We start from the raw sequence: 15758 nt of genomic DNA, 5'->3' as shown, positions 1-15758 counted from the left end.
TCCGCTGTCCAACCTCACCGGCGCTTCACGCCGATCCTGTCCCCGAGGGTCCGGCCGGGGTCACCCTACTGGGACGTCCGAAGCGGGGTGCACGTTGCCCGGCCGTCGTAACACGAACACCAGCACGACGGCCAGCCCGAGCGTCGGGCCACCGGCCAGCCCGGCGACGGCCTTGAGGATCGGGTCACCCGGCACGAGCAGCAGCGTCACGGCGGTCGCGACCGCGACCACGGCCCAGGTGACGAGCACCTTGTTCGCTTCCTTGCGGGCCACGAGCACGGCCGTCATCAGCTGCAGCGCGGTGAGCAGCACCGCACCCCACACCATCCACGCCACCCACCAGCCCTGGGCGACGAACTCCGAGCCGTAGAGCAGGGAGACCAGCCACGGCCCGATCAGCCAGCCGACCAGGGCGCCGACCACCCCGACGACCAGCGTGCCGAGCGCGCCCACCGCGAGCAGCTTCCGCAGCCGGTGCCGGCCCTCGTCGGTGCCGGTGAGCCGGACGACCGTGGGCACCGCGAGCGCCTGCAGCGGTGAGAGCAGCAGCAGCGGCACCCGCGACACGGTGAGCGTCGCGAAGAGGACACCGACGTCGCGCACGGACCCGCCGGGTGCGAGCAGGCTCACCATCGCCGGGTAGCCGGTGATGACGCTCGCGGTCAGCGCCGCGCCGGCCAGCAGGGTGAGGATCCGGCCGGTGACCGGGCCCCAGCCCTCGCCTTCGGCGTGCGGGTCGACCAGGCCGGAGACCGGCCGGACGAACAGCAGCCAGGCGAACGAGCCCGCCGCGGCCGCGATGGCGTACGACGTCACGCCGGTGAGCCCGGCGGCGGCGATCCCGAGCAGCACGACCACCCGGACCGCGGCTTCGGCGACGACCAGCCCCGAGTACGGCTTGATCCGCTGCTGCCCGACGAGCAGGCCGCGCGCGGCGAACTGGCAGGCGAACGCGATCGCGCCGCACAGCACGATGACGCCGAGCACGGTGTTGCCGCCGTAGAGCCGGTCCGAGAGCACCGGCACGGCCATCGTCAGGGCCGCGACCACGGCGACCGTCACCGCGCCGACGGTGAGCGCCCGCAGCGCGGGCTTGCCGGCCTTGCCGCCGTCGAGCGCGGCCACCGCGGACTGCCGCGACAGCTCCTGCTCCAGCGGCGACAACGCGCTGCCGAGGCCCATCAGGATGCCCCAGAACGAGAGGTAGACCTTGCTGTTCTCCGGCCCGAGCCAGCGCGTGGCGACCAGCGTCAGGACGTACCCGAGCGCGATCGCGACGAGCAGCGAGACACCGATCCGCCCGGCCGAGCGCCCGGTCTCCTTCGCCAGGCTGCGGCCGTCCGCCTCATCGGACTCGTGGGTCACCGGTGAGCTCATCGATCCCGCCGCCGGCGCGCGCGCAGCGCCATGACGAGCCCACGGACGGCGCCCGCGCCGAAGCCGGCCCCGAACACCGGCGCGAGCTTCGCGACGGCCTTGGCCTCGGCGTTCGTCGCGCCGAAGCGGGTCACGGCCACACCCGCCGCGGCCGAGCCGGCGGCCGCGAGCGCCACCGCCGTCTTCGGCTTCTTCAGCGCGAGGCCGAGGCCAAGGACGCCGACGCCGAACGCGGCGAACAGGCCGTTGCGGGCCGGGCCGGGCGAGCCGAGGTAGGAGTCCACGAAGGTCGTCCCGCGGAAGTAGGCCTGGGCGGCGAACTTCTTGAAGCTGTCGCGCCCGTGGTAGGTCGCGGAGAACTCCGGCGCCAGGAAGATGCGGTGCCGTTCGGCGATCCAGCGCAGGACGCCGGTGTCGTCACTGGCGAAGCGGACGTCGTCGAACAGGGAAACAAAAGCGTCGGAAGCCGCTTCGAGAACGTCACGCGGCGCGGAAAAGAATCCGGTGCCCTTCGGGAACAGGTCGAACTGGTCGATGCCGAAGGACATCAGGCGTGGGTCCGCGCAGTACCGGCGCCAGGGGATCTTCACCAGCCCGGCCATGAACCCGGCGTACGGGTTGTGCTCGGAAGCGACGTTGACGTGCCCGTTCCAGACCGTCCGCTCCGGGTGGTCGACCAGCTGGTCGCGCAGGAAGGTCAGCGAGCCGGTGTCCACCACCACCCGGCTGTCGAGCAGCAGGATCTGGTGACCCGACGCCTTGGCGATGCCCGCCCGCCGGGCCTCGAAGCGGCCCGAGTTGGCCTGGCTGAGCACGGTGATCCCCCGGCGTTCCCGCAGCTCGTCGAGCCGCGAAGGCGTGGCGTCCGTGCTGCCGTCGTCGACGACGACGACCTCGATCGGCCAGTTCGCCTCCTCGGCGGAGGCGAGCAGCGCGCCGACACTGCGTTCGATCCAGTCCTGCTCGTTGTAGACCGGGATCACGACGCTGAGCGAGGGGAGGAGCGGGTTCGCACTCACCGGGCCGAGGCTACCCGGCGGTCTCCGCGGCGGGTCGGCCAGTATCCTTGCGCCACCGCACCCGACCAGAAATGGGCCTTCACGGTGATTTCCTTCATTCTCGGCACCACCGCGGAACTGATCAAGATCGCGCCCGTCTACCACGGGATCCGCGAGCGCGGGATGCGGCCGAAGATCTGGTTCACCGCGCAGCACGTCGACGAGGTCGCGGACGTGCTCGCCGACCTGAACATGCCCGAACCGGACGTCTGGCTGGTGCCGGAGGACAAGGCGCACAACCTGGAGTCGCCGGCGCAGGTGCCGAGCTGGGCCGCGCAGGTGCTGCGCACCGCGTGGAGCCGCCGCCAGGAGCTGCGCGCCGCGCTCAACGAGGACGGCCGCCCGCCGCTGGTGCTGGTGCACGGCGACACGTTCACCACGCCGTACGGCTCGCTGATCGGGAAGCGGATCCTCAAGTCCCGCGTCGGGCACGTCGAGGCGGGCGCGCGGTCGGGCAGCATCCTCTCGCCGCTGCCGGAGGAGCTGAACCGCAAGATCGCGGCGAAGATCGTCGACATGCACTTCGCGCCGAGCATCCGCGAGGTCAACAACCTGCGCCACGCGCGCGGCGTGGTCGTCGACACCGAGGCGAACACGGCGATCGACGCGATGCGCCTGGCCATCAACGGCCCGCTGGACGTGCCGAACCTGCCGGAGAAGTTCGGCCTCGCCACGCTGCACCGCTTCGAGCTGGTCTCGCGCCCGGACAAGTACCGCGAGGCGCTGGAGATCCTGCGCGAGCAGAGCCGCAAGATGCCGATCCTGTACATGGCCGGCGCGCCGGAGCGCGAGAAGATCCGCGCGCTGGGTATCGGGAACATCTTCGACGACCAGTTCATCGTGCAGCCGAAGATGCGGTACCTGAAGTTCCTCCCGCTGGTGGCGCGCGCGGAGTACGTCGTCACCGACTCGGGTGGTCTTTCGGCGGAGTGCTACTACCTGGGGCTGCCGTGCGCGGTGCACCGCGAGCGCACCGAGACGCCGCAGCACCTCGGCGAGACGGTGGTGCTGACCGAGATGCGCGGCGACAAGCTGCAGAACTTCCTCGACACGTACCAGAACCGGCGTGGTGAGTCCTGGATGGACAAGTACCACCCGTCCGAGATCATCGTGGACACGCTGGCGCAGCTCGGCTACTGCTGAGGTCCTCTTTGGAGTGACCCCGGTCGCCGCCTCGGCGGCGATCGGGCAGCTTGGCGTCCATGATCCACATCGGACTGGCCGCGCTGCTGGTGGTGACCCCGCCGGTCGACCAGCCGGCGGTCCGAGACGCGGCGCTTTCCTCGGGCTACCAGCAGGCGTACGTCGGTTCGGCAGGCCCGATCGCCCAGGCGATCCACGCGGCGTACGACATCCCGGCATCGGTGACGGTGGCGCAGTCGATCCTGGAGTCGAACTGGGGCCGCAGCACGCTGTCCACGGTCGAGCGGAACTTCTTCGGCTTCAAGTGCGTGACGCCGACTAGCCCGGGGCCGATCGCGCTGAGGTGCGCGCGGTACCCGACGGCGGAGTGCATTCCGTCGCCGTGCCACCCGGTGGACGCGTTTTTCCGCTCGTACGCGACGGTTTCCGACTCGTTCCGTGATTACGGGCGGCTGCTGACGACGTCGTCGAACTACGCGGCGGCGCTGCCGGTGCGGAGCGACCCGGACGCGTTCATCCGGGCGGTGGCGCGGAAGTACGCCACCGACCCGGAGTACGCGAACAAGGTGATCAGGCTGATGGACCTCTACGACCTGAGACGCTTCGACCGGTGAGCTTCCGGATGCCCCGGTCGAAGTTCCGGCCGGTCAGGTCGGCGAACTTCTCGAAGAACTCGACCCCGCCCGCGACGAGGGCGGCGAGCAGCTTCTCCTCGCCGGTGACCGCGGTCTCGCGGTACTCCCCGCCGGCCACGGTGATCCGGATGAGTCCCGGTGGCACCGGCTCGAGCGTGATGTCCGCAGGCTGGTCGGGGAAGCTCTCCTCGGCGTGCCCGATTTCGCGGTAGCCGGCGACCAGGTCGGCCACGGAACCCCACAGCCCCTCGATCTCCGACTCCCAGTTCGGGCCGAAGAGGGCGACCTGCCCGACGGACAGCTCGATCACGCCGGTCAGGTCGGCGCTGTATCGCACCTTGGGCAGCTTGGTGCAGTCCCGGATGTCGACGTACCGCCGCTCTACGGCCAGCAGAGTCCGGACCGGCCCGACCGGCAGCCCGTCAAAGGACACGGCGGCCCGAGAGCGCGCGGCCCAGGGTCAGCTCGTCCGCGAACTCCAGGTCACCGCCCATCGGCAGGCCCGACGCCAGCCGCGTCACGCTCAGCCCCGGGAAGTCCCTCAGCATCCGCACCAGGTACGTCGCCGTCGCTTCGCCCTCGGTGTTGGGGTCCGTCGCGATGATGATCTCGCTGATGTCCGCCTCGCCGATGCGCTTGAGCAGCTCGCGCATCCGCAGCTGCTCCGGGCCGATGCCCGACAGCGGGTCGAGCGCGCCGCCCAGGACGTGGTAGCGGCCCTTGAACTCGCGGGTGCGCTCGACCGCCAGGACGTCCTTCGGCTCCTCGACCACGCAGATGACCGTGAGGTCGCGGCGCTCGTCGCGGCAGATGCGGCACTTCTGCTGCTCCGAGACGTTGCCGCAGACCTCGCAGAACTGCACGCCCTCCTTGACCTTGCCGAGCACGTCCTGCAGCCGCGCGATGTCGGCCGGGTCGGTGGCCAGCAGGTGGAACGCGATCCGCTGGGCGCTCTTCGGCCCGACCCCGGGCAGCCGCCCGAGCTCGTCGATCAGGTCCTGGACGACACCTTCGTACAAGTTCGTCAGCCGCCGAAGCCGAGGGCGCCGAGGTCGGGCATGCCGCCACCGCCGCCGAGACCGCCGGCCAGCGGGCCGAGCTTCTGCTCGGTGAGCTTCTGCGCGCTCGCCGACGCGTCGCGGACCGCCGCCACGATCAGGTCGGACAGCGTCTCGACGTCGTCCGGGTCGACCACCTTCGGGTCGATCTGCAGGCTCTTCAGCTGGCTGTCACCGGAGACGGTCGCGGTGACCAGCCCGCCGCCGGCCGTGCCGGTGACCTCGGTGTTGGCGAGCTCCTCCTGGGCCTCGACGAGCTTCTGCTGCATCTGCTGGGCCTGCTGCATCAGCTGGGAAATGTCGAAGCCGCCGCCGGGTTGCACCATGATCGCACTCGGTCCTCTCTGCACGCCTGTGTCCCCACCAGGGTAGTCGCGCCCCGGGCGGGCCCGGGTTGTGGCACCGTGGTCGCCGTGCGACGCGCGATTGTCCCCCTGCTGCTGGCCGGTGCCCTGCTGCTCAGTGGCTGTCAGGAAGAAGCCCCGGCGGCTCCGGCCCCCGTGGTCACCCGGACGGTCACGCCGGCCCCGACGACGGTGACCTCCGCGCCACCGCCGCCGACCTCGCCGTCGTCTTCGGCGCCCGCGCCACCGCCGCCGGCCGCGGGCGGGAAGGTCGTCGTCCTCGACCCGGGCCACAACGGCGGCAACGGCTCGCACCCCGCGGAGATCAACCGGCTGGTGCCCGCCGGGCGCGGGCAGACCAAGCCGTGCAACACGACCGGGACGTCGACCAACGCCGGGTACGCCGAGCACGCGTTCACCTGGGACGTCGCCCAGCGCGTCGGGCAGGCGTTGGCGGCCAAGGGAATCCGCGTCGTCTACACCCGGCCGAACGACACCGGCGTCGGCCCGTGCGTCGACAAGCGGGCCGAGATCGGCAACACCGCCAACGCGGACGCCGTCGTCTCGATCCACGCCGACGGCTCGAACTCGCCGGGCGCGAACGGCTTCCACGTCGCGTATTCGTCACCGCCGTTGAACGCGGCCCAGGGCGCGCCGTCGACGCGGCTGGCCCAGACGCTGCGCGACACGATGCGCAGCGGCGGCTTCAGCACGTCGAACTACATCGGCGGCAACGGCCTGTCGGCGCGCTCGGACCTCGGTGGCCTGAACCTGTCGACACGGCCGATCGCGCTGGTGGAGTGCGGAAACATGCGCAACGCGGCCGAAGCGGCCCGGATGACGAGCGAGGAAGGCCGTCAGCAGTTCGCTTCGGCCATCGCCGCGGCGATCGAGGCCTACCTGGCCGGCTGACGGTTCAGTCCAGCGGACGGGCGCCGAGGTGGTCCGAGATCAGCTTGCGGGCCAGCTCGTCCGGGTCCTGGTCCGGCGGGGGCGGAGGGGGCGGCGGGGCCGGGCTGGCGTCCTCGTTGTAGAGGTCTTCGTCGTCCTCGTCGGACGGCTCCGGCGGCAGCGGGATGTCCGGCTCGGCCGTGGTGACCTTGGGCCGCGCGGGCGGCGCGGGCGGTGGCGCGGGCCGGGACGGCGGCGCGGGAGCCGCGGGCGCGGCCGCCGACTGGCGCGTGAACGACCGCTCCGGCGCGGGCGCGGCCTGCTGCGGACGCGCGGCGGGCGCGGCCGGGGCGTTGCCGTGGACGCAGCGGACCTGCCACTCGCCACCCAGGACTTCGGTCAGCGCGCCGGCGATCTTGCGGGCGTTGTCCTGGTCGGACAGGCGGCGCGAGAGCGGCTCGGACTTGTGGGTCAGCGTGACGGCGTTGCCCTCGACGGTCGCGACCGTGGCCTGGGTCAGCATCGCTTCGAGGCTGCGGCCGCCGGTGAACTTGCGCAGGGCGGTCATGAGCTGCGGCCAGATGTTCCGGATCCCGGCGGCGTCCATCCCACCGGACACGGCGGGCGCCGGGGCTTCCTCGGCGGGGGCGGCTGCGGGGGCGGGGGTGCCGCCGCCCGGGGTGCGCGGGGTGCCCCAACCGCTATCGGCGGACTCGGCGGAGGCTGCGGCCGGGGCGGGCGTGCCGCCACCGGAAGTGCGCTGAGTGCCACTACCGCCATCGCCGGACTGGGCGGGGGTGCCGCCGCCCGGAGTACGGGGAGCTCCCCAACCACCGTCGCCGGACTGAGCAGGGGCACCGCCCGCAGCCGGGGCGCCCGCAGCCGCAGCAGGCGTGCCGCCGCCCGGAGTGCGAGGAGCTCCCCAACCGCCGTCGCCGGACTGGGCGGGAGCGGGCGTGCGCGAGCCGCCATCGGCGGGCTGAGCGGAAGCACCGGCCGGTGCCACCGCGGTCGCGCCACCCGGGGCAGCCTGCGGCGGCTCAGGCACCGCTACCGGCGCCGGCCCGGCCGAAGCCGCGCGCTGCGAAGGCCGGGAAAACTCCTTCTCCGGCGCCGCTCGCACCGGCGGCTCGACTCCGCCCTCGGCCGGCGCGCCACCGCCGCCCGCCAACGTGGCGCGACGCTCCAGCCGCTCGATCCGGGCCAGCAGCGCCTTCTCCGCCTCCGTCACCGACGGCAGCAGCATCCGCGCGGACAGCAGTTCCAGCACCAGCCGCGGCGAGGTCGCGCCGCGCATCTCCAGGAGTCCATTGTGGACGATGTCCGCGTAGCGCGAGAGCGTGGCCAGGCCGACTCGCTCGGCCTGCGCGACCATCCGCGTCAGCTCTTCCTCCGGCGCCGACACCAAGCCACCCGCGGACTCCGGCACCGCGCGCAGCAGCACCAGGTCACGCAGGCGGTCGAGCAGGTCGGTGGCGAACCGGCGCGGGTCGTGCCCGGCTTCGGTGACCTTCTCGACCGTGCCGAACACCGTGCCGGCGTCGTCGGTCGAGAGCGCGTCGACCATGTCATCGATGAGCGCGACGTCGGTGACGCCCAGCAGCGACACCGCCCGGCTGTACGAAACCCCGTCCGGCCCGGCGCCGGCGAGCAGCTGGTCGAGCACCGACTGCGTGTCGCGCGCCGAACCGCCACCCGCGCGGATGACCAGCGGGTACACCGCCGGCTCGACCTCGACGCCCTCGGCGGCGACGTTGCTTTCCAGCAGCGTCCGCATCGCGCCCGGCGGGATCAGCCGGAACGGGTAGTGGTGCGTGCGCGAGCGGATGGTGGGCAGCACCTTGTCCGGCTCGGTGGTCGCGAAGATGAAGATGACGTGCTCGGGCGGCTCTTCCACGATCTTCAGCAGGGCGTTGAAACCCTGCGTGGTGACCATGTGCGCCTCGTCGATGATGAACACGCGGTACCGCGACTCGGCCGGCGCGTAGAACGCCTTGTCCCGCAGCTCGCGGGCGTCGTCGACACCACCGTGGCTGGCCGCGTCGAGCTCCGTGACGTCGACGCTGCCGGAGCCCTCCGGCGCGAGCGCCTTGCACGAGTTGCACTCGCCGCACGGGTCCGGCGTCGGCCCCTTCACGCAGTTCAGCGAGCGCGCCATGATGCGCGCGCTCGACGTCTTCCCGCAGCCGCGCGGGCCGGAGAAGAGGTAGGCGTGGTTGATCCGCCCGGCGGCCAGCGCCGTGCGGAGGGGTTCGGTCACATGCTCCTGCCCGACGACCTCGGCGAAGGTTGCCGGACGGTACTTGCGGTACAGCGCTAGAGCCACGCCGCGAGACTACCGGGCACCACCGACAACCTTCGCCCTGCGGTCAGGAGGTCAGGGCGTTCACCTCGGCGACCAGAGCGTTGACCTTGGTGACGTGCGCCGCGGTGAAGGCGTCCCGCGCCCGCGCCTTGCCCAGCTCACCGTCGAGGTACGGCTGCAGACCCGACCGCGGGCCGTCGAGCACGCCCTGCGCGACGGCGTTGACCTCGGGACCGTCCGACAGCGTCCGGGTCACGTAGATGTCCAGGTCGACCAGGTGCGCGTCGTGTTGCCCGTGCGCCAGGAACTCGCGGACGTCGGCGACAGTGCCGTCGAGCGCCTTCTGCGCCCATGACTTCGTCGCCGGGCCACCGGCCGCCATGATCTGGTTGACCTCGACGCGGTCGTCGGTGTCGCGGCCCGGGTAGTCCCCGGTGCGCAGCAGCGCGGCGACCCCGGCGTACGGCCCGGCGAGCGCGTCACGAGCGGCCTGGCGCAGGCCCGGGCGGGCCTTCGGGTCGGCCGCGATCGCCGAGACGGCGGCCCGGTCGTCCGACTCCTGCGCGACGGCGAGCCCGCTGTGCACGAAGGTGACGACGTCGTCGTCCGAACCGCTCAGCGCGACGCGGGCGGCGGTCTTGACCGCGGCGCCGCCGTTGTGGAGCAGGTAGAGCGACGCGCGGCGGCCGTTCGGCACGGTCAGCGCCGGGTCGGCCGCGTCGGTGAGCAGCTTGTCGTTGTCGGTCTTGGCCTGCGCGGCGCGAGCCGCCGCGTCGCGGGCCTGCTGCTGCGCGGCCGCTTCGGCGCCGGCCGCCGCCTGGCCGTCCTGCTGGCCCTGGTGCTGCTGGGTGGCCAGCCGGTCGGTGTTCGCCTTCCGCGCGTCCGACGCGATCGCCGCGGCCCGGCTCTTCGCGAGCCGCACGCCGAGGGCGCTGTGCTTGGCCGCGGCCGCCTTGCCGTAGTCGAGCTGGGCCTGGACCGCGGTGACCTCGGCGTCGCCGTCCGCGGCGACCTTCTTCCAGAGGTTCAGGAAGTACCGGACGTCGGCCGGGTCGCCGTCGAGCGCCGTCTGCGCGGCCGCCTTGACCTCGGGACCGCCGGCGGACATGGCCTGGGCGGCCAGGACCCGCTCGTCGACGTCGCGAGCCAGCTGCAGACCGGTCTCGAGGAACGCCCGGACGTCGGCGGGCGTGCCGTCGAGCGCCTTCTGGGCGCGCTCGTTGACGGTCGGGCCGCCGGTGCTCATGGCCTGGCCGACGGCGATCCGGTCGTCCGCGACCCGGGCCTGCGGGAGGCCGTGGGCGAGGAACTCCCGGACGTCGGCGATGGTGCCGCTGAGCGCCTGCTGAGCGGCGCGCTTGGTGACCGGGCCGCCGGTGGACAGGGCCTGGGTGACCAGGACCCGGTCGTCGTCGTCCTTGGCCTGGAACTGCCCGGTGGCCAGGAAGGCCTGCAGGTCGGCGGGTGTGCCGAGCAACGCCGTTTCCGCTGCTCTCGCGACGCCGGGACCGCCGGACTCCAGCAGCGAGACGGCCTGGGCCCGGTCGGGCAGGACGTCCGCGGCCGCCGGCGTCGCGAAGACCCCGGCGGCGAGTGCCGCGGCGACGACTACTGCGTTTGCACGCAAGGAAAACCCCCTCGATCGTTGATCGTTCCGCTCCTCTATCGGCGCGGCGGACGGAATGTTTCCGACCCGCTAGGCTCGGTCGTCGTGGGTCGAACGCGGAAGGCCGAACCGGTGCCCGGGCGGTACCCGGTGCGCTTCGGGACGGCCGAGCTGCTCCGGGACGTCGACCGGGGCAACGCGTGGCTGCTGTCGGTGGAGGGGGTCGCGCAGTCGTACGTCGACCTCGACGACCCGGCCAACCTGGAGTTCGACTACGTCCGCCGCTTCGGCGACGTGGTCGACCAGCTGCCACCAGGCCCGCTGGACGCGCTCCACATCGGCGGCGCGGCCTGCACGCTCCCGCGGTACGTGGCGGCGACGCACCAGGGGTCGCGGCAGCTGGTGTTCGACGCCGACGGTGAGCTGGTCGAGCTGGTCCGCACCCAGCTGGGGCTGCGGGTGCCGGGTCTGCGCGTCCGGGTGACCGACGGCCGGGCGGGGTTGGCGACGCGCCGTGAGGATTCGGCGGACCTGGTGGTGGTCGACGCGTTCGAGCGCGCGACCCTGGCCGGCGGCCTGGCGTCCCTGGAGGCGACGCGCGCGATCGCGGCGATCCTGCGCACCCCGGGCGTGTACCTGGCCAACATCACGGACGGCTCGGGCCTGCCGTTCGCCCGCCGCTTCCTGGCCACGCTGCGCGAGGTGTTCCCGGAGGTGATGGTGCTGGCCGACCCGGCGGTGCTGAAGGGCCGCCGCTTCGGCAACCTGGTCCTGGCGGCCTCCGCGACCGAACTCCCGACGGCGGCAATCGCGGCCCGCACGGCCTCGGCGGCGTTCCCGGCGAGGTGCGTCTATGGCGCGGAGCTGGTGAAGCTGACGGGCCGGGCGAAGCCGATCACGGACGAGGACACACCGCCATCACCGCAGCCACCGGACGACATGCTGGGAATCTTCTAAAGATGTCGTGAGTGGTAATTCGGGTTAGAACCCTAATCACCACTCACGACAGCCGTGGCAGCCCACCCAACCGGCGCCGAAGAGGCCGCGGCAGAGCTCCCAGGCCGCGAGGGAGGCACCGTGGGGGTCCGGGGGCTCGGCCCCCGGGCAAAAGGACGAAGTGAAGGCCCGGCAAAGGGGCGAAGCCCCGAGAGCCGGAGCCAGAACGAAGGGGACCCCGCGCACCCGTCAGAGCCTGCTTATCCTTGCTGCCTTCCGGCCCTGGGGAAGTTCACAGGGTGGACGCCGCGCGGGGTCCGTGGATCAGTGTAGCGGGCCCGGCCTATGCCCCCGCGCCCGCCTGGGCACGAGCCCGCTTGAACGTGTTCCGCAGCACCGCCAGCAGCGCGTCGCGCACCGACAGCTTCTGCCGCGCGTCGAACGTGATCAGCGGGACGTCGTCGCTCACCGCGAGCGCCCAGCGGACGTCCTCGAGGTTGTGGCCCAGGGATCCGTCGAACATGTTCACCGCCACCACGAACGGCAGGCCCGCGTTCTCGAAGTAGTCGACCGCCGGGTAGCAGTCGTCCATGCGGCGGGTGTCGACGATCACCAGCGCGCCGAGCGCGCCGTGGACCAGGTCCTGCCACATGAAGCCGAAGCGGTCCTGGCCGGGCGTGCCGAACAGGTACAGCTTGACCTCGTCGTCGATCGTGATGCAGCCGAAGTCCAGCGCGACCGTCGTGGTGGTCTTGGCCGGGACGTGGCCGGTGCGGTCCACCGACGCCGCCACCGACGTGATCGCCGCTTCGGTCGTCAACGGCTTGATCTCCGAAATGGCGCCGACGGCCGTCGTCTTGCCGACGCCGAAGCCGCCCGCGATGACGATCTTGACCGGGGCCGGCGGCCGGGCGCCCGGTTCAGTGAATGGCTTCGAGTCCACGAATGACCCTTTCGATCATGCCGAGGTCTTGCGAGTTGTGGTTCGCCGGCCGCCGGACGACGACGTAGCCGAGCTCGGCGAGGTCGGCCACCAGGACGCGGGCGACACCGATGTGCAGGCCGAGCATGGCGGCCACCTCGGCGACCGACATGGTGCTCCGGCACAGGGAAACGATTTCCTGGCGTTCGAAGGTGAGCTTCGGGTGGGACGCCGCACCCAGCCGGGACGTCATCACCTGGGCCTCGATCTCGAGGCTCTGGTCCACCGGCTGGGCCCGCCCCGAGGTCATCAGGTACGGCCGCAGGAGCGAAGGTTCCTCCGTCATCACGAACCTACGGTGTTCTTGAGCTCCTCGATCAGGCCGGGCGTCAGGACCTCGGTGGCGCGATTGGCGAACATCGCCATCTCGTAGGCGATCGTGCCGAGGCTGGCCTGCTTGTTGGCGAGGACGCCGAGCGAGCAGCCGATGCTGATCGTGCAGACCAGCAGGTAGCCGTGCTCCAGCTCGATGATCACCTTGTCGGGCGAGCCGAGCGGGTGGCTTTCGGAGACGCCGTGGGCGAGGCCGAGCATGGCGGAGGAGATCGCGGCGAGGCGGTCGGCGTTGGAGCGCTCGAGCTCCGAGGACACCGCGATCAGCAGTCCGTCGGCGGAGACCGCGATGGCGGCGATCGCGCCCGCGGTGTGCTGGGCGAAGCGGCTCACCAGCCAGTTGAAGTTCTGGGCCTCGACGCTGACGCCTGCTGCGGGGATGCTCATTTCCTGCTCTCTTCTCCTCGTTCCATCACACGACCGGCAGCCATGCCCCCAGGGCTGTCTGCCGTCACCACGTCCGCCTTGGCCAGGCCGGCGGCGAACGAGTCGAACGCCGCCCGCTCGGCAGCCGGGTCGCGCCGGGCGCGGCTGACGACGGCTCGGGCGACCGGCCGCCCCGCGGGCTGCTGCCGCAGGCCGGGGGCGAGCTGGGCGCCGGGGACGCGGCGGACCAGGCCGTCACGCGACGGCGGTTCGGGGACGGCCGCGGCCGGGACGCGCACCGGCAGCGACACGGGCTCGGTCACGACGGTCGGCGGCGCGGGCGGCGGGTCGGTCTCCATCGCGCCGACCTCGGCGGCCTTCGCGAAGGCGCTCTGGAAGCCGTCCATGGCGGCCTTGGTCGCGTCCGGGTCGTGCCGCGGGCCGTCGGCCACCGGCGCGGTGGTGCCCGGGCTGGGCAGCTGGGCGCCGCGGACACGCCGGCGGAGGCCACCGCGGGACTCGGCCTCCGAAGAGGACTCCGGAGCCCCGGAAAGGACGGTCGCCTTGATGTCGGGTTCGGCGTCGGGCCAGACCGGCTCCAGCTGGTTGAACCAGCGGAACCCGTTGCCTCCGATGGTGCCGAGCAGCGCCGGGATCGCCGGCATCGGCAGCTCGGCCGGCGCCGCGACCGGGCGGAGCTCGTCCAAAGTGGACACCGAGGCGGCGACCGCCACGGCTTCCGCGGGACGCGGCTGGGGCGCGGCCTGGGCCGGGATCACCGGCGTCGGAGTGGTCTTCAGGAGCCCGCCGCGGTGGCTGAACAGCGACGGCGGGATCGTCAGCCGCGCGGTCACGCCACCGGTCGTCGGGGTCGCGAGCAGCTCGACGGCCAGGTCGTGGCGCCGCGCCAGGCGGCCGACCACGAACAGGCCGAGCACGCTGGTGGGCGCCAGCTCGAGGCGTTCGCGCTCGACGAGCCGCCGGTTCTCGTCGGCCATCTTCTCGGCGGTCATGCCGATGCCGTGGTCGACCATGTTCACCAGGCAGGAGCCGTCGGTGAGGAACATCGTGTCCACCTCGACCAGCGAGCCGGGCGGCGAGAACGACGTCGCGTTCTCCAGCAGCTCCGCGAACACGAGCACCAGGTCGGCGCCGAGGGCCGACGACAGCAGGATCTCCGCGACGACCCCGAGCTTGACGCGCTGGTAGTCCTCGATCTCGGCGAGCGCCGAGCGCAGGGCGGTGGACAGCTCGATCGGGCCGGCGATGCGTGTCTCGTCGCGGGTGCCGGACACCACGAGCAGGTTGTCGGCGTTGCGGCGCAGGCGGGTGGAGAGGTGGTCGAGCCGGTAGAGGCTGGCCAGCAGCCGGGTGTCCTGCTCGTTGCGCTCGACCTCGTCGATCAGCGCGAGCTGCCGGCCGACGAGGTTCTGCGTGCGCTTCGCGACGTTCGCGAACATCAGGCTGGTGTTGCGCCGGGTGAGCGCCTGCCGCTCGACCAGCTCGGCCGCGGTGGTCTGGACCCGGTTGAACGCCGCGGCCAGCTTGCCCAGCTCGTCGCTCGAAACGACGTCGATGGTGGCCAGCCGCGGGATCTGCTCCTCGGCCTCTTCGGTGTCGGTCACGCGGACGAGCTCGGTGCCGGCGAGGTCGGCGACCGACGTCGCGGCGGTGGTCAGCCGGCGCAGCGGCCGGGCGATCGAGCGCGACACCGCGACGGCGAGGAAGGCGACGAGCAGGAACAGCAGGCCCGCGCCGGCGCCGACCAGCCACGCGAGCCGCGTGCCCGCGTCGGCACGGCCGTTCGCGGCGGCGGCGATCTCGCCGGTGACCCGCTCCTGCACCAGCTTGCGTTGCGCCGCCTGGCTTTCCGACGCGGCGAGGACGTCGGCGACGTACTGGTTCCGCGCGCCTGCGTCGCGCGGGTTGGCGGCCACGGCGGCGAGGTCGTCGATCCGGCGGCCCGCTTCGCTCTGCTCGACGTTGACGACCAGCGCGGACTGCTCGCTGCCGGCCTGCTGGACGAACCGGTCGGTGAAGATCGGCGCCTGCTGGGTCGCGTCGTCCAGGATGGACTGCCCGGCCTCGGGCGCCACCGCCGTCACGATCAACGCCATGCCGCGCAACGAGTTCTCCTCGTTCGCGCGCAGCAGCGCCTCCAGCGCGGTCAGCTCCCGGGTGCCCTCGGCGTCACTGGTCAGCTGCGGGACGAGCCGCAGCGCGTCGATGACCGCGCCGATCACCGCGTGGTAGGTGCGGGCGACGCTGTCGAGCGCGACGCCGCGGCGTTCGGCGTTCTGCCTCAGCTCGGCCAGCGAGCCGATCCGGGTCAGGGCCGCGGAAAGCTCGTCGGGCGCGTCGGCGCCGAGGGACGACCGGACGTTCTCGACCGCCGAGTCGACCGTCTTCCGCTGCTGGAACATCTGGTCGGCCGGCAGTGACGGCGACGCGACGAACGCGCCGGTCAGCAGCCGTTCCCGCTGCAGCTGCGAGACCAGCCCGCCGAGCTGCTGGGTGTGCCGTGCCACGGTCGCCGACTGCGTCGCGGCCACGGCGCTGTTCGCCTGGGTCAGCACGAACGGCACCGACACGAGCACCACCGCGGCCAGCGGCGGCAGGAGCAGCAGGTTCAGCTTGCCGCGAATGCCGAGCCGGGCGAGGATTCCCCCGCCGCCGGCCCATCTCGCGGTCGCCTTGCCGTGCCTCATCCCGCCACCATCCCGT

Annotated in this window: 15 protein-coding genes and 1 other RNA gene; 4 read left to right on the top strand and 12 right to left on the bottom strand. The window is 72.5% G+C overall.

Annotated features, from left to right (window positions below):
* Positions 1-60: 60 nt before the first annotated feature.
* Entirely contained in the window at positions 61-1377 is a 1317-nt protein-coding gene (locus tag ACZ61C_RS39840; protein ID WP_465313105.1) for a polysaccharide biosynthesis protein, read from the bottom strand.
* Positions 1374-2396: a glycosyltransferase family 2 protein gene (locus ACZ61C_RS39835; RefSeq protein WP_465313104.1), complete on the bottom strand. Its 1023-nt coding sequence runs from the start codon at positions 2394-2396 to the stop codon at positions 1374-1376. The genes ACZ61C_RS39840 and ACZ61C_RS39835 overlap by 4 nt, the downstream gene beginning before the upstream one ends.
* Positions 2397-2480: 84 nt before the next feature.
* On the opposite strand from ACZ61C_RS39835, the gene ACZ61C_RS39830 reads away from it, so the two are divergent.
* A complete protein-coding gene (locus tag ACZ61C_RS39830; RefSeq protein WP_465313103.1) occupies positions 2481-3578 on the top strand; it encodes a UDP-N-acetylglucosamine 2-epimerase in 1098 nt (365 codons plus the stop codon).
* Positions 3579-3637: 59 nt separating this feature from the next.
* The gene (locus tag ACZ61C_RS39825; RefSeq protein WP_465313102.1) at positions 3638-4192 is read left to right on the top strand and encodes a glucosaminidase domain-containing protein; all 555 of its coding nucleotides are present in this window, start codon (positions 3638-3640) and stop codon (positions 4190-4192) included.
* Here ACZ61C_RS39825 and ACZ61C_RS39820 read toward each other — a convergent pair.
* Genes ACZ61C_RS39820 through ACZ61C_RS39810 form a run of 3 tightly spaced genes read right to left on the bottom strand, consistent with a single transcriptional unit; the run spans position 4149 to position 5597 of the window.
* A complete protein-coding gene (locus ACZ61C_RS39820) occupies positions 4149-4646 on the bottom strand; it encodes a hypothetical protein (protein WP_465313101.1) in 498 nt (165 codons plus the stop codon). The two genes, ACZ61C_RS39825 and ACZ61C_RS39820, sit on opposite strands and share 44 nt — an antisense overlap.
* Entirely contained in the window at positions 4636-5232 is a 597-nt protein-coding gene (gene recR, locus ACZ61C_RS39815; RefSeq protein WP_285477257.1) for a recombination mediator RecR, read from the bottom strand. Before recR ends, ACZ61C_RS39820 begins: the two co-directional genes overlap by 11 nt.
* A gap of 5 nt (positions 5233-5237) precedes the next feature.
* A complete protein-coding gene (locus ACZ61C_RS39810; protein WP_155549341.1) occupies positions 5238-5597 on the bottom strand; it encodes a YbaB/EbfC family nucleoid-associated protein in 360 nt (119 codons plus the stop codon).
* Between the two features lie 78 nt (positions 5598-5675).
* On the opposite strand from ACZ61C_RS39810, the gene ACZ61C_RS39805 reads away from it, so the two are divergent.
* Positions 5676-6527, top strand: coding sequence for an N-acetylmuramoyl-L-alanine amidase (locus ACZ61C_RS39805; protein WP_465313100.1), 852 nt, complete (start codon positions 5676-5678; stop codon positions 6525-6527).
* Positions 6528-6531: 4 nt separating this feature from the next.
* On the opposite strand, the gene ACZ61C_RS39800 is transcribed toward ACZ61C_RS39805, so the two are convergent.
* Both ACZ61C_RS39800 and ACZ61C_RS39795 read right to left on the bottom strand, forming a co-directional pair.
* A complete protein-coding gene (locus tag ACZ61C_RS39800) occupies positions 6532-8832 on the bottom strand; it encodes a DNA polymerase III subunit gamma and tau (protein ID WP_465313099.1) in 2301 nt (766 codons plus the stop codon).
* 43 nt (positions 8833-8875) lie between these two features.
* Positions 8876-10438: an ALF repeat-containing protein gene (locus tag ACZ61C_RS39795; protein ID WP_465313098.1), complete on the bottom strand. Its 1563-nt coding sequence runs from the start codon at positions 10436-10438 to the stop codon at positions 8876-8878.
* 84 nt (positions 10439-10522) lie between these two features.
* On the opposite strand from ACZ61C_RS39795, the gene ACZ61C_RS39790 reads away from it, so the two are divergent.
* Positions 10523-11374 (top strand): spermidine synthase, encoded by an 852-nt coding sequence (locus ACZ61C_RS39790; RefSeq protein ID WP_465313097.1) that lies wholly within the window; start codon positions 10523-10525, stop codon positions 11372-11374.
* A 206-nt stretch (positions 11375-11580) separates the two neighbouring features.
* Here ACZ61C_RS39790 and ffs read toward each other — a convergent pair.
* The 5 genes from ffs to ACZ61C_RS39765 form a co-directional block, all read right to left on the bottom strand.
* An RNA gene (ffs, locus tag ACZ61C_RS39785) (signal recognition particle sRNA small type) lies at positions 11581-11675 on the bottom strand.
* 21 nt (positions 11676-11696) lie between these two features.
* Entirely contained in the window at positions 11697-12296 is a 600-nt protein-coding gene (locus tag ACZ61C_RS39780) for a GTP-binding protein (RefSeq protein WP_465313096.1), read from the bottom strand.
* The gene (locus tag ACZ61C_RS39775; RefSeq protein WP_395921209.1) at positions 12274-12621 is read right to left on the bottom strand and encodes a DUF742 domain-containing protein; all 348 of its coding nucleotides are present in this window, start codon (positions 12619-12621) and stop codon (positions 12274-12276) included. The genes ACZ61C_RS39780 and ACZ61C_RS39775 overlap by 23 nt, the downstream gene beginning before the upstream one ends.
* Positions 12621-13055, bottom strand: coding sequence for a roadblock/LC7 domain-containing protein (locus ACZ61C_RS39770; protein ID WP_364378792.1), 435 nt, complete (start codon positions 13053-13055; stop codon positions 12621-12623). The genes ACZ61C_RS39775 and ACZ61C_RS39770 overlap by 1 nt, the downstream gene beginning before the upstream one ends.
* Complete coding sequence (locus ACZ61C_RS39765; RefSeq protein WP_465313095.1) at positions 13052-15742, bottom strand: sensor histidine kinase; 2691 nt, start codon at positions 15740-15742, stop codon at positions 13052-13054. The genes ACZ61C_RS39770 and ACZ61C_RS39765 overlap by 4 nt, the downstream gene beginning before the upstream one ends.
* Between the last annotated feature and the right edge of the window lie 16 nt (positions 15743-15758).

This window comes from Amycolatopsis sp. NPDC104587 (genome assembly GCF_055583645.1).
The sequence above is the reverse complement of the archived record's forward strand: the minus strand, read 5'-3'. Positions and strand labels throughout refer to the sequence as shown.